Source organism: Kribbella sp. DT2 (assembly GCF_049844575.1).
Taxonomy (GTDB): domain Bacteria; phylum Actinomycetota; class Actinomycetes; order Propionibacteriales; family Kribbellaceae; genus Kribbella.
Genome location: NZ_JBNCLH010000011.1, coordinates 274,506 through 288,021, shown reverse-complemented (window position 1 = coordinate 288,021; position 13,516 = coordinate 274,506). Strand labels below are relative to the sequence as shown.

Genomic DNA, 13,516 nt, shown 5'->3' with positions numbered 1-13,516 from the left:
CTCAGATCAACGACCTCAGGCGTCGTGCTCCTTGCGGTCACCCGACCAGTCGAGGTGGAACGCGCCCTCGCGGTCCACCCGGCGGTAGGTGTGCGCGCCGAAGAGGTCCCGCAGACCCTGGATCAGCGCGGCCGGCAGCCGCTCCGCCCGCAGTCCGTCGTAGTATGACAGCGAAGCCGAGAACCCAGGAGCCGGTACGCCGGCAGCGGCGGCCACGCCGACCACCCGACGCCACGCCTCCTGCCCGTTCGCGACGGCCTCCTTGAAGTAGTCGTCGACCAGCAGCGACGGCAGGTCGGCGTCGCGGTCGTACGCCTCCTTGATCCGGTCCAGGAAGCGCGCCCGGATGATGCAGCCGCCACGCCAGATCGTCGCCATCGCGCCCAGGTCGATGTCCCAGTCGTACTGCTCCGAAGCGGCCCGGATCGCGTCGAAGCCCTGCGCGTAGGCCACGAGCTTCGACGAGTAAAGCGCGTGCCGCACGTCCTCGATGAACGCGTCGCGATCGACCTCGACCTTGCCCGACGGTCCGGGCAGCGCGCCGGCCGCGGCCTTGCGCCGTACGTCGTCGCCGGACAGCGAGCGCGCGAACACGGCCTCCGCCATTCCGCTCACCGGGATGCCGAGGTCGAGCGCGACCTGCACGGTCCAGCGTCCGGTGCCCTTCTGCTCGGCCTGGTCCAGCACGACGTCCACGAACGGTCCGCCGGTCGACTCGTCGACCTGGGACAGCACCTCCGCGGTGATCTCGATCAGGAACGACTCCAGGTCGCCGCTGTTCCACTCACGGAACACGTCGGCGATCTCCGGGGCGGACAGCCCGAGCACGTGCCGGAGCAGGTCGTAGGCCTCGGCGATCAGCTGCATGTCGGCGTACTCGATGCCGTTGTGCAGCATCTTGACGAAGTGGCCGGCGCCATCGGGGCCGACGTGCACGCAGCAGGACTCGCCGTTCACGTGCGCCGCGATCTTGGTCAGCATCGGCTCCAGCGCCGCGTAGGCGAACTCGGAACCGCCGGGCATGATGCTCGGCCCGTTCAGCGCGCCCTCCTCGCCGCCGGAGACGCCGGCGCCGACGAAGTGCAGGCCCTTGGCCTTCAGTGCGTCCTCGCGGCGGCGGGTGTCGGCGAAGTGCGCGTTCCCGGCGTCGACGACGATGTCGCCCTCGTCCAGCAGCGGGACCAGCTCGTCGATCACCGCGTCGGTCGGCTCGCCGGCCTTGACCATGATGATGATCTTGCGCGGCGTCTCCAGCGCCTCCACCAGCGCCGAGAGGTCGGCGGCCGCGGTGAACTCGCCCTCGTGGCCGAACTCCTCGATCAGCGCGTCGGTGCGGCCCTGGGAGCGGTTGTGGACGGCGACGCGGAAACCGTTGCGGGCGAGGTTCCGGGCCAGGTTGCGGCCCATCACGGCGAGGCCGGTGACGGCGATCTGGGCTGGAGCAGAACTCATCGGTGTCTCCTGCGGGTGAGGACTGGAAGTCGGCGTGCGGGTCCAGTCTGTCGCGCGTGGCAACACCGGGGCCCATCGGGTGACCAACTGGTGGATCACCACGTTCATTCCAGAAATCTGCGCACCGAACCCTTCTCAATTCCACGGCCAGGGTGGTAGACACTGAGAAATCGATTTCCCAGGTCTCCCCGGAAGGTCCCGCCTATGACCAGGTTGCTGCGAAGAACCGCCGCGGCTCTCCTCGGAGCAGTCCTCGTTCTCCCCGTCACGACAGCACTCACCGCCACAGCCTCCAGTACGACGTACGCAGCGCCGGCCACGATCTCGGGCGGCAACGGCCCGGTCGGTTGGGACGTCTACCGGCGGCTCGACCGCCTGCCCGAGCTGCAGAACGGCGTCCGGACCAAGCAGTTCTCCAGCTTCGGCCGCGACGGCACCAACAACGACGGTTTCGACGGCACGTACTCCTGCCTGCGCACCGACGCCTCCGGCTGCGTGATCGCCGAGGACTCCGGTCCGGGCGAGGTCGCCTCGATCTGGTTCACCCGCGACGAGGGCGACGTCACCAAGACCGGCCGGATCACCGTCGAGCTCGACGGGAAGAAGGTGGTGGACGCGAGCCTGCAGGACCTGGTGGACGGCAAGCTCGGCGCGCCGTTCGTCTTCCCGCTGGTCGCGAACGCGCTGGAGACCAGCGGTGGCGTCTACATCCGCGTCCCGATGCCGTACAAGCAGTCGATGAAGGTCACCACCCAGAGCAACCCGTTCTTCTACCACGTCGACTACCGCGAGTTCCCCGACGCCGGTGGCGTGAGCACGTTCGACCCGGCCGACAAGGCCGAGGACGTCGTCAAGTTGCTGCAGGCATCGGGGACCAAGGACCCCAAGCCGAAGAACCCGGCCGCGAGGACGACGAGCAAGTCCGTGAACCTTGCCGCGGGCAAGCAGGTGACGCTTGCCGACAGCTACGGTCCTGGTGAGCTGAGCGCGCTGCGGCTCAAGCTCCCGAAGATCGTCGGGCTCGACCTCGAAGCGTTCGCCGACGACGGTCGCGCCTTCACCGGGTCCAGCCAGTTCACGGTCAAGCTCGACCCGGCCAACACCGGCGTGAAGCTGACCCGCCGGATGGATCTGCGGATCGGAAACCAGCGCGCCAACGTGCTCGTCGACGGTGTCAAGGTCGGCGAGTGGGCGCCGCTGCCCGCGCAGGGCGCGCAGTGGCACGACCAGACCGTCGACCTGCCCGCGAGCGCGACGGCCGGCAAGTCGCAGATCACCGTGAAGAACGAGTTCGTCTCCTCCGACCTCGACTTCAACGAGTTCACCTACTGGGCCGACTCGATCGTCGGCGGTACGGCGAAGCGCACCGACACCGTCGACGTCGGCCCGAACCACGCCGCCGACGAGCAGGCGCACGGTTACGTGATCGACAAGCAGGCCTGGTCGGGCACGCACTCGATGCCGTACGCCGTGACGCCCGGGGACGCGGCCCGGGTGAAGTCCTCCGACGCGCTGCTGGCCGGCGTCCGGGTCCAGGTCGTTGTCGACGGCAAGAAGCAGGTGGACGCGCCGATCGGCGAGTTCTTCGGCTCCGGCCTCGGCGAGAACCCGGTCAAGAGCTTGTTCTTCGCGATGGACCCGGACGGTTGGTACTCGTCCTGGTGGCCGATGCCGTACCTGGCTCGCGCGACCGTCTCGCTGGTCAACACCACGCCGTACCCGCTGCAGGGCACGGCCGAGGTGACCGGTGCGCGGGACGCCGGTGCGGCCGTCGATCTGCTGACCGGCAAGAGCGGGTACTTCACCGCGATCTCGCACCGCGCCGAACCGACGTACGGCAAGGACTGGATGATCGCCGAGGCCACCGGCCGCGGCAAGTTCGTCGGCGTCTCGCACACCATGGAGGGGCTGCAGCCGGACGGCAACACCCGCGGCTACCTCGAGGGCGACGAGCGCGTGTACGTCGACGGCGAGCGCACCCCGGCGATCCACGGCACCGGGACCGAGGACTACTACGAGTCGGGCTGGTACTTCAACCAGGGCACGTACTCGACACCGTTCCACGGCAACTCCGGGCACGAGGTCAAGGCCGGCGAGTGCGAGGTCGAGTGCGACAGCGCGTTCCGGCTGCACATCACCGACTCGATCGGCTTCCAGAACCAGCTGGCCTTCGGCATCGAGCACGGGCAGCAGAACGACCACGCGTCGCTCTACGGCTCGACGGCGTTCCTCTACACCAGCGCCGCGTTCGGGGCCCGGGAGACGGACCGGATCGACACCGGTTCGGCGAGCAGCCGGACCGAGCACAAGTACGCCGACTCCGGTACGCAGACCGCGGACCTCACGTCGGTCTACGAGGGCGACCACGACGACACCGTGCTCACCGACCAGGTGCGGTCGGCAACGAGTCCGGTCAAGTTCGACGTGAAGGTCGACCCGATCAACCGGGGTGTGACGTTGCGTCGTACTGGCGACCAGAAGGTTGCTTGGCAGTCCGCGAAGGTGATTGTCAACGGCAAGGATGCGGGGACCTGGTTGCAGCCGCTCGGCAACGACCGGCAGCGCTGGCTGGACGACAACTACCAGCTCCCGGCGTCGCTCACGTTCGGGCGGACCAAGCTCAGCATCGAGCTCCGGCCGACTGCCGGCGCACCGGCCTGGACGGCCGCGGCGTACGCCGTACAGTCGCTCGTCCTCCCGTACGCCGACCGCCGCGCACCCTCCGCCGTGACGAACCTCGTCGCGACCGGCGGGACCGACAACTCGATCGGCTTGCGGTGGACCGAGGCGTCGGACGACAGCGGCATCGCGGCGTACAAGGTGTACGGCGCGAAGGCCGGTGCGGCCGAGAAGCTGCTCGGGACGAGCACCGTGCCGGGGTTCGTGCACAAGGCGCTCGGGTTGAAGGAGACCTGGAAGTACCGGGTCTCGGCGGTCGACCTGGCCGGGCACGAGAGCGCGAAGTCCGCGGTCGCGCAGGCGACGTCGGGCAGCACGATCCGGGTCGAGGCCGAGTCGCTGCTGCCGGCGGTGTCGGCGACGGTGCCGGTGGATGCGCAGGGCAACTGCTGCGGGGCCAACTGGTCCGGCGGGAGCCAGCTGTGGATCCACGGCACGAAGGCCGGTGACAAGGTGGTGCTGGAGTTCTCGGTGCCGTCCGCCGGGACGTACAAGCTGTCCTCGGCGCTGACCAAGGCCGCCGACTACGGGATCGTGGACCTGGCAGTCGACGGTGGTACGCCGGTGTCGTTCGACGGGTACCAGGCGACCGGGGTCGGCACGCAGAAGGTCGAGCTGGGCACCACGACGCTTGCCGCGGGCAAGCATCAGTTGAGCGTCACGCTGACCGGGAAGAACGCCGCGGCGACCAATTTCCTGGCCGGCGTGGACCTGCTGGATCTGGAGCTCGGCTGATGCGCGGGCGAAGGATCCTGGTGGCGCTGGCGGGAGCTGCCGTTCTGAGCGCGGCAGCCCTGCCGGCGTCGGCCGGACGAGGCGGAGGTGACGAGCGGGTGCGCAGTACGCCGTACGTGCAGGTGGACCGGGTCGTTGCGGCGGGCAAGTTCACGAAGGTGTACGACCCGAGCGTGGGCGAGAACGAGCAGTGGTACTACAACGACCACACGCTCGTGCAGGATCGCAAGACCGGGACCTGGCACGTCTACGCGATCACGCACGCCGAGCCGGCGAACCCGCTCGACGAGAAGAGCTTCGGGCACGCGACGGCGCCGACGCCCAACGGGCCGTGGACGAAGCAGGCGCCGGCGTTGTTCGCCGATCCGGCGGCGGGGGAGAGTCACATCTGGGCGCCGTACGTGATGTACGACGCGGGGACGTACTACATGTTCTACGCGGGTGGGACCGAGGACCACACGGCGTACAAGATGCAGCTCGCGACGTCGAAGGACCTCGTGCACTGGACGCGGGACTCGGCGGCGAACCCGTTGTTCACGGACGGGTTCGACGGGCGGGACCCGATGGTGCACCGGGTGGGCAACCAGTGGGTCATGTACTACACGGCCAACTCGACGCCTGCCGGCGGCAACCACATCGTTGCCTACCGCACGAGTCCGGACCTGCGGCACTGGAGCGAGCGGAAGACGGCGTTCCAGCACCCTGCGACCGGGACGTTCGGTGGGCCGACGGAGTCGCCGTTCGTGGTGCAGCGAGGGTCGGACTGGTACCTGTTCGTGTGCTGCGACGGTGGGTACGAGTCGACAAAGGTCTACAAGAGCAAGGATCCGCTGAAGTTCACCGTCGACCAGCTGGTCGGGACGATCGCGGCGCACGCGGCCGAGGTCGTGCAGGACGGGCGCAAGTGGTGGGTCACGGGGGCCGGGTGGGGCAAGGGCGGTCTGTACGTCGCTCCGCTGGACTTCGACGCGCTGCAGGTGACGAAGGGGAGGGTGGTGTCGACCAAGTACTACCGGGCGGACATCCAGAGTGCTCCTCGATCCGCGTTGAAGTCGCTCGGTGTTGATCCGTCGGGGCGGGGAAAGTACAAGGCGGCGCTGGACTCGTCGTCGCGGTCGACCGCGCCGTACCTGGGGGTGGGGAACTTCGGGGCGACGGACACGGCCGGGCCCGCTGCTCGGGTGGAGGCTCGGCAGGATCGGTTGACGTTGAAGGGCATCACCTTCAACGACGAGCCGGTGACGGCGGACTGGTCGTTCTCGTTCGGTGCTCGGACGTTCGACACACAGCTGCGGTGGAACGTCCGGGGTGCGACCACGGCGCCGGTGTGGGAGGTCGCGCTGAACGTCGACTCGGCGCTGCCGGTGCAAGGTGATCCGGGCGGGTTCGATCGCGACGGCGACGTCGCCGGGCTCTCCGCGTGGTCGATGGCGACCGGCCCGGGGCTGAGCGTCGTCACGGCGTACAAGGCGGGCTCGGCCTGGTCGAGCGACAACCACTGGTACGACCCGCCAAACGGCGCCGTCGCGTGGCAGCCCCTGTGGCAACCCGGCGGGCGGGCGCTCCCACCCGGCACGTACGAGGGCGGCACCTTCCGCTTCGGCTTCTCAGCCAAGGAGAAGGACATTCAGTACGCCGATCAACTGGCGGCTGGTCTGAAGTAGTACAGAAGAACACCCGGCCCCGCGCTGCGCGCGGGGCCGTGTGTTTGGTGGGGAGGGGAGGGGCAGCCGCCCCGGCGTCGCTTCGCTCGCCGGAGAAAGGCGAGCCCGCGCGCCGCGCCCGCCCCACCGCGGCCAGCGCCACCCGCGCCCGCCTCGCCGTACCTGGCGCGCCATCCGCCGCGCCACGCGCCCGCTCCACCGCAGCCGGCGCCACCCGCGCCCCGCGCGCCCGCCCCACCGCAGCCGGCGCCACCCGCGCCCGCCTCGCCGCACCTGGCGCGCCATCCGCCCCGCCGCACCGCGCCGCGCGCCCGCCTCGCCGCAGCCGGCGCCACGCGCGCCCGCCTCGCCGCACCTGGCGCGCCATCCGCCCCGCCGCGCCTCGCCCGCGTCGCGACACGCCCCCAACCCCCGGGCCCCATGCGTCCGAAGAATCTCCATGCGTCCGAAGAACCCGAGGCTATTGGGCACGATTCTTCGGACGCAGACGGATTCTTCGGACGCTGGAGCCCGAGGTTGGCCGGTGGGACGGGTTGATGACTAGGGTCGGGGGATGACCTCGTTCAGCTTGGAGCCTCGGCGGACCGCGCTTGTTCTGATCGACCTGATGCCTCGGATCATCGCGTTGGAGACCGGGCCGTTGGCCGGGGGTGAGGTGCTCGAGCGGTGCATCGCGCTGGCGAAGGCGACTCGGTCCGTCGGTGGGCTGGTGGTGCATGTGCGCGTCGAGCGGCCGGGTGTCGGCGTACAGCCGGAGGGCAGTGAGTTGGCGCCTGAGCTGGATCCGCAGCCGGGGGATCTGGAGATCGTCAAGCGGACCGTGGGTGCCTTCGCGAACACCGGGCTCGACGAGGCACTCCGCGCGAAGGACATCGACACGATCGTGCTCGCCGGCATCGCCACCAACTTCGGTGTCGAGTCGACCGGTCGCGTGGCCGACGACTTCGGCTACACCACCGTCTACCTCACCGACGCGATGACCGGCCTCGACGCGAAGGCCCACGACTTTGCCGTCTCCTACGTCTTCCCCCGTTTCGGCACCGCCACCACCGGCGCCGAGTACGTCGCCGCCCTCAGCCCGACCACCGACTGATGGGAACAGCCTGGATCGCGATCGTCGGGACGGTCGTCGGGGCGACCATCTCGTTCCTGTTCCAGCGGCTGAACCAGCGCCGGACCGAGCGGTTCACCCGCGACGAGCAGCTGCGCGGCCGGCGGATCGACGCGTACAGCGAGTTCGCCGAGCGGGTGATGGACTGGCGCCGTGCCCACATGACGCGCCTGCGCCACCGGTTGGTCACCGGCCCGGACGTCGAGGACTACGAGCCGCTCAGGACCGAGAGCCACGTGCTGCGCGCGCGGTCGTGGGCCGCCTTCTACAAGGTGAAGCTCCTGAGCGGCGATCCCGCGCTCGAGCGGCTGGCGCTCGCCGCGATCGAGGCCACCCACGAGATGTCGGAGGCCGACGACCGGGCGACGCTCGACGCACTCGGCGACTCGGTGCGTGCCCGCCTCGACGAGTTCCTCGAACGAGCCTCCGAGCAGGCGGTCGGGCGAGCCCTGCAGAAGTAGTTGCCCGCAGGTTATATCCACCACCAATGGGTACCGGTCCGAGCGCACGACGGATCGGACCTGGGAGCGGCGGATGCGATGGGTACTTGGGGTTCTGCTCCTCATCAGTTTGAGCGCCTGCGCCGCCCCTGACCAGAAGCTCCAGGACGCCGGCACTCAGGCGGCGCGAGAGGCGGCGGCCGAGGTGGGCACGGCCCGCGTCGCCGTACAGCAACTGCTCGAAGGCAAAGTCTGGGCGCAACCAGCCAACCAGTTGGTTGCCGACTCGGAGAAGGCGCTCGACGGGATCGTGTCCGGCTTCGACAGTCAACAGCCCTCCAGCCAAGACGCGCAGAAGCTGTACGACGAGTACAGCCAAGCCCTGGACGACGCCGCAAAGGCGGTGACGACCCTCCGGATCGCGCTGAAGAACAACGACAAGGCCGCGGCAGCGCAGCAGGTCGGCGGACTGGAGAAGTCCGCGCAGAAGCTGACGGAGCTGGCGCGGTGAAGAAGCTCCTCGCCGTCACGCTCGGCATCCTGACCGCGATCGGCGGCTTCGTCGACATCGGGGACCTGGTCACCAACGCGCTCGTCGGCGCCCGCTTCGGCATGCACCTGGCCTGGGTGGTCGTGGTCGGCGTGATCGGCATCTGCCTGTACGCCGACATGGCCGGCCGCGTCGTCGCCGTCTCGGGCCGACCGGTCTTCGACCTGATCCGCGAGCGGCTCGGCCCGCGGACCGGATTCGTCACGCTGGTCTCGTCGTTCCTGGTGACCGTCCTGACGCTGGTCGCGGAGATCGGCGGTGTCGCGCTGGCCTTCGAGCTCGCCAGCGGCGTCAACTACCTGCTCTGGATGCCGCTGGCCGCGATCGCCGTCTGGCTGGTGATCTGGCGGGTCAAGTTCTCCAAGCTCGAGACCACGTTCGGCCTGCTCGGCCTGCTGCTGATCGTCTTCGCCGTCGCGCTGTGGAAGCTCGGCCCGGACTGGGGTCAGCTCCTGCACCAGGCGACCCGCCCGCACCCGATCGGGCACGAGTCCTGGGCGACGTACGCGTACTACGCGATCGCGCTGTTCGGGGCGGCGATGACGCCGTACGAGGTGTTCTTCTTCTCCTCCGGCGGCGTCGAGGAGAAGTGGACACGGCGGGACCTGGCGACCGAGCGGACGAACGTGTTCATCGGGTTCCCGCTCGGCGGGCTGCTGTCGCTGGCGATCGCCGGCTGCGCGGCGGTGGTGTTCCTGCCGGCCGGGATCCAGGTCAGCACGCTCGGCCAGGTCGCGCTGCCGACCGCGGTCGCGCTCGGGCAGGTCGGCCTGGCGGTCGTGCTGATCGGGATGTTCGCGGCGACCTTCGGCGCGGCCTTGGAGACCGCGTTGTCCTGCGGCTACACGATCGCGCAGTACCGCGGCTGGCAGTGGGGCAAGTTCGTCCGGCCGCGGCAGGCGTCGCGGTTCCACCTGGTGATCATCATCTGCCTGCTGCTGTCGGTGCTCACCCTGCTGACCGCGGTCGACCCGGTGAAGGTGACGGAGTACTCGGTCGTCTTCGCCGCGATGGCTCTGCCGCTGACCTACCTGCCGATCCTGATCGTGGCCAACGACCCCGACTACATGGGTACGGCGAAGAACGGGGCCGTGCGCAACTTTCTCGCGCTGATCTACCTGGGACTGTTGCTGGTGGCGTCGATCGCGGCGATTCCGTTGATGATCGTGACGAAAGCGGGGCAGTGATGGCTGGACGAGTACTGCACGCGCAGCTGCACCTGCTGGACCGGCAGCTGCTCGATCTCCACACCGGGCACATGCTCGGCAAGATCGACGACGTCGAGCTCGACCTGGACGCCGAGGTGCCGGTGGTCACTGCGCTGATCTCCGGCCGCCAGACGATCCCGGCGAACCAGGTCACCGAGATCGGGTCCGCGGTGAAGATCCTCAACCAGGGCCTGGAGCTGGGCCGCCACGACGACTGGGTCGAGCAGCACGTGATCGACCGGATCCCAGGAGCCGGCGATGCGACTGAATGAGCTGCTCGGCCGCCGTGTGGTCGATGCCGAAGGCAACGACATCGGGGGCGTCGCGGACGTTCGCCTGGTGCAGGACGGCCCGCTGCTCGCGTCCCGGCAGGCCGCGCTGCGGATCGACGGCCTGATCGTGGTCGAGAAGCACGCCACCCGGCTGTTCGGGTACGAACGGCACGTCGGTCCGGCCCTGCTGCGCTGGCTGGTCCACCGGCGCCTCGGTCAGGTCTGGTACCTGCCCTGGGCGGACGTCGCCGAGGTCGCCGAGACCGTGACGATCCACCGCGGGCACGCCGACCTGCGGCCGCTCGACGAGGTCGCCAGGTACTGACAGGAGCTCGCCGCGATCACTTCGCGGGGAGCACTCCGCCGCGAGTACCCCGCTGCGAGCACTCCGCCGGGAGCACCCGCCGGGAGCACCCGCCGCGAGCACCCGCCGGGAGCACTCCGCCGCGAGCTCCCCGTCGCGCTGACCCTCACTTTGAGCACCGCCCAGCCGTTTTCGAGGGCCCGCGGCGGCTGGCCGGTGCTCAAAGTCGGGGGAGCGGTCAGACGGCCAGGCGGCCGCCGTCGACCGGGAGGGTGACGCCGTGGACGAGGCTGGCGTTGTCGGAGGCGAGCCAGACGATGCCGGCCGCGACCTCCTCGGGGCGGCCGACGCGGTTGAGGGGTGTGGTGGCGGCGAAGCCGTCGAGGTTTTCGCCGAGGATGGCGGTGCCTTCGGTGCGCGTCGGGCCGGGGCTTACCGCGTTCACCCGGACGCCGGCTCCGCCGAACTCCGCTGCCCACGTCTTGGTGAGCAACTGCAGCGCCGCCTTGCTCGAGCCGTAGACCGCCATGCCGGCCATCCCGAACGTCGCGACCATCGTGGTCACGTTCACGATCGCGCCGTACTCGCGCTCGACCATCGCGGGCGCCAGCGTGGCGACCAGGAAGAACGGCGCGCGCACGTTCACGGCGTACACGGTGTCGAAATCGCTCGCCGGTACCTCCGACGTGGGCCCCATCGGGAACAGCCCCGCGTTGTTGACCAGTACGTCGACCTGCCCGCCGAGCTCGACGGCCCGCGCGGCCAGGTGGGTCACGTCGGCGGGATCGGCCAGGTCGGCCTGGACGAAGTCGGCCTTGCCGCCGTTCGCGCGGATCGTCGCGACGGTGGCCTCGCCGCGGTCGCTGTCCCGCCCGCTGACGATGACGTGCGCGCCGCGGGCGGCGAGCTGGTTGGCCACCTCGCGCCCGATGCCGCTGGTGCTGCCGGTGACGAGGGCGGTCCGGCCGGTGAAGTCTGCAGTCATCAGGTGGTGTCGCTTTCCGCTAGTTGGAGTAGTTGCTCCAATCTTGCGGATCCAAAATTGGAGTATCAACTCCAAAATCGGTAGGCTCAAGGATGTGGCACTCACACGCAAGGGACAGGCGACCCGCGAGCGGATCGTCGCGGCGGCCTCGCGGCTGATGCTCGACCAGGGCGTCGCGCGCACGACCGTCGAGGACATCCAGGGCGCGGCGGCCGTCAGCCCGTCGCAGCTCTACCACTACTTCCCGGGCAAGAACGCGCTGGTCCTGGCCGTGATCGAGCACCAGACCGGCCAGGTCCTGGACGCCCAGTGCCAGGGCGGCCTCGACAAGCTCGACAACTTCGATGCCCTGGGCAACTGGCGCGACCTGATGGTGAACATCCTCGCCGCGAGTCAGTGCGTCGGCGGGTGCCCGCTCGGCTCGCTGGCCAGCGACCTGTCCGAGACCGACCCGGTCGCCCGCGTCCAGCTCGCGAACGCCTTCCAGATGTGGGAGGAGCTCATCCGCGACGGCCTCACCCGCATGCAGGACCGCGGCGAGCTCAGCGCGACCGCCGACACCGCCCAGCTGGCCGTCGCCATGCTCGCCGCGGTCCAAGGCGGCCTCCTGCTCAGCCAGGTGCGCCGTTCCCCGGACCCCCTGATCAAGTCCGTCGACACGATGATCGACCACCTCCGCATGCTGAGCGTCACCTGATCGTCAGGCCGTCGCCGCCTGCGCGCTGCGTCGTACCCGATGCCACGTCCGCCGCCCGGACCGCACCACCGCCCCAGCCTGTACGTCGACCAACTGCTCGGTGTCGGTCAGCCGAGTCCCGTCGACACTGACCGCTCCCTGCCGCAGCAGCCGCCGCAGCTCCGACTTGCTGACATCCGGCCGTACGGCGACCAGTAGCTCCAGCGCCGACAGCGTCGTCGAGTCGATCACCACCTCCGGCAGCTCGTCCGGCTCGGCCCGCTGGGAGAACACGCGCTGGAACGCGTCGAGCTCGGACCGAGCCGTGCCGGCGCCGTGGTACCGAGTCACCACGGCCGCGGCGAGCCGCAGCTTCGCGTCCCGGGCCGCCGGACCACCGTCCGCCGTAGCGCTGCCGAGTACGGCGACGGCGTCCAGCGGGAGCTCGGTGTAGACCCGTGCGTAGGTCTCGACCAGCTCGTCCGGCAGGCTCATCAGCTTGCCGAACTTCTCCCGCGGCGGGTCCGTCAGCGCGACGTAGTTGTTCAGCGACTTCGACTGCTTCGCTCCACCGTCGAGGCCGGGCGTGATCGTGCTGGTGATCACCACCTGCGGTTCGGCGCCGAGCCGCTGCTGGAAGTGCCGGCCCAGTTGCTCGTTGAACAGCTGGTCCGACCCCACGATTGTCAGGTCGCTGCCCAGCGCGAAGCTGTCGTAGCCCTGCAGGACCGGGTACGTCAGCTCGTGCAGCGCGATCTCGCGCCCGGCCGCGACCCGCGACCGGAACATGTCGCGCGCCATCAGCTGCGCCTGCGTCACCTGCGCGAACAGGCCGAGCAGGGTCGCGACGTCCATCGCGTCGTACCACTCGGAGTTTCGCCGTACCTCGAACACCTCGGGTTCGGTCCGCAGGACCAGCGACACCTGCTCGAGGAACGCGGCCGCGTTCACCTCGATCTCCGCCGGCGTCAGCATCGGGCGGGTCTCGCTGCGGCCGGTCGGGTCGCCGATCCGGGTGGTCAGGTCGCCGAGCAGGAACACGACGGTGTGGCCGAGGTCCTGCAGTCCGCGCATCATCCACAGGTTCACCGCGTGCCCGAGGTGCAGGTCGGGCGCGGTGCAGTCGACGCCGTACTTGATCCGCAGCGGGCGGCCCGACTCCAGCCGGGTGCGCAGGTCGGCCTCGCCGACGATGGTGTCGGTGGTCCGCCGTAACCGGTCGATCACGGCCTGGGCGTCGTTCATGGGGGTCCTCTCGGAGCGGACGGCGAGAGGCCACGGGCGAGCCTCCCGGCAACGGAAAGAGGCAGGAACCGAACGGTTCCTGCCTCGGAGGCTCTGGTGTGAAGCTGCTTCAGGGAACGACTAGCTCCCGGCTCCTCCCAGAGCCGGTCGATACGTTGCCTGCTGCTTCGTCACGTCCACAGATTAGCACTACGC

At 69.6% G+C, this 13,516-nt stretch carries 12 protein-coding genes; 9 read left to right on the top strand and 3 right to left on the bottom strand.

The genetic code is table 11. The annotated features are described in order from the left end of the window. Positions 1 to 15 precede the first annotated feature (15 nt). Entirely contained in the window at positions 16 to 1,452 is a 1,437-nt protein-coding gene (gndA, locus tag ACLQ2O_RS37055; RefSeq protein ID WP_425841738.1) for an NADP-dependent phosphogluconate dehydrogenase, read from the bottom strand. A gap of 204 nt (positions 1,453 to 1,656) precedes the next feature. On the opposite strand from gndA, the gene ACLQ2O_RS37050 reads away from it, so the two are divergent. The 8 genes from ACLQ2O_RS37050 (at position 1,657) to ACLQ2O_RS37015 (ending at position 10,436) form a co-directional block, all read left to right on the top strand. Continuing rightward, positions 1,657 to 4,866: a DUF2961 domain-containing protein gene (locus ACLQ2O_RS37050; RefSeq protein ID WP_425841735.1), complete on the top strand. Its 3,210-nt coding sequence runs from the start codon at positions 1,657 to 1,659 to the stop codon at positions 4,864 to 4,866. Next, entirely contained in the window at positions 4,866 to 6,530 is a 1,665-nt protein-coding gene (locus tag ACLQ2O_RS37045; protein WP_425841732.1) for a family 43 glycosylhydrolase, read from the top strand. The genes ACLQ2O_RS37050 and ACLQ2O_RS37045 overlap by 1 nt, the downstream gene beginning before the upstream one ends. A gap of 553 nt (positions 6,531 to 7,083) precedes the next feature. Then, positions 7,084 to 7,623, top strand: a complete 540-nt coding sequence (locus ACLQ2O_RS37040) for an isochorismatase family protein (protein ID WP_425841730.1) — start codon at positions 7,084 to 7,086, stop codon at positions 7,621 to 7,623. Next, a complete protein-coding gene (locus ACLQ2O_RS37035) occupies positions 7,623 to 8,102 on the top strand; it encodes a hypothetical protein (protein ID WP_425841727.1) in 480 nt (159 codons plus the stop codon). Before ACLQ2O_RS37040 ends, ACLQ2O_RS37035 begins: the two co-directional genes overlap by 1 nt. Positions 8,103 to 8,175: 73 nt before the next feature. Beyond that, entirely contained in the window at positions 8,176 to 8,592 is a 417-nt protein-coding gene (locus tag ACLQ2O_RS37030; protein WP_425841724.1) for a hypothetical protein, read from the top strand. Continuing rightward, positions 8,589 to 9,818, top strand: a complete 1,230-nt coding sequence (locus ACLQ2O_RS37025) for an NRAMP family divalent metal transporter (RefSeq protein ID WP_425841721.1) — start codon at positions 8,589 to 8,591, stop codon at positions 9,816 to 9,818. The genes ACLQ2O_RS37030 and ACLQ2O_RS37025 overlap by 4 nt, the downstream gene beginning before the upstream one ends. Further along, positions 9,818 to 10,111 (top strand): hypothetical protein, encoded by a 294-nt coding sequence (locus ACLQ2O_RS37020; RefSeq protein ID WP_425841718.1) that lies wholly within the window; start codon positions 9,818 to 9,820, stop codon positions 10,109 to 10,111. The genes ACLQ2O_RS37025 and ACLQ2O_RS37020 overlap by 1 nt, the downstream gene beginning before the upstream one ends. After that, positions 10,098 to 10,436 (top strand): hypothetical protein, encoded by a 339-nt coding sequence (locus ACLQ2O_RS37015; RefSeq protein WP_425841715.1) that lies wholly within the window; start codon positions 10,098 to 10,100, stop codon positions 10,434 to 10,436. Before ACLQ2O_RS37020 ends, ACLQ2O_RS37015 begins: the two co-directional genes overlap by 14 nt. A 217-nt stretch (positions 10,437 to 10,653) precedes the next feature. Here ACLQ2O_RS37015 and ACLQ2O_RS37010 read toward each other — a convergent pair whose 3' ends face one another. Then, positions 10,654 to 11,400, bottom strand: a complete 747-nt coding sequence (locus ACLQ2O_RS37010; RefSeq protein WP_425841713.1) for an SDR family NAD(P)-dependent oxidoreductase — start codon at positions 11,398 to 11,400, stop codon at positions 10,654 to 10,656. Between the two features lie 94 nt (positions 11,401 to 11,494). Between ACLQ2O_RS37010 and ACLQ2O_RS37005 the strand changes: the two genes are divergently transcribed. After that, positions 11,495 to 12,097 carry a TetR/AcrR family transcriptional regulator gene (locus ACLQ2O_RS37005; RefSeq protein WP_425841710.1) on the top strand — a complete coding sequence of 201 codons (603 nt, stop codon included), beginning with the start codon at positions 11,495 to 11,497 and terminating at the stop codon, positions 12,095 to 12,097. A gap of 3 nt (positions 12,098 to 12,100) precedes the next feature. On the opposite strand, the gene tyrS is transcribed toward ACLQ2O_RS37005, so the two are convergent. Beyond that, positions 12,101 to 13,321 carry a tyrosine--tRNA ligase gene (tyrS, locus tag ACLQ2O_RS37000; RefSeq protein WP_425841707.1) on the bottom strand — a complete coding sequence of 407 codons (1,221 nt, stop codon included), beginning with the start codon at positions 13,319 to 13,321 and terminating at the stop codon, positions 12,101 to 12,103. Positions 13,322 to 13,516: the final 195 nt, after the last annotated feature.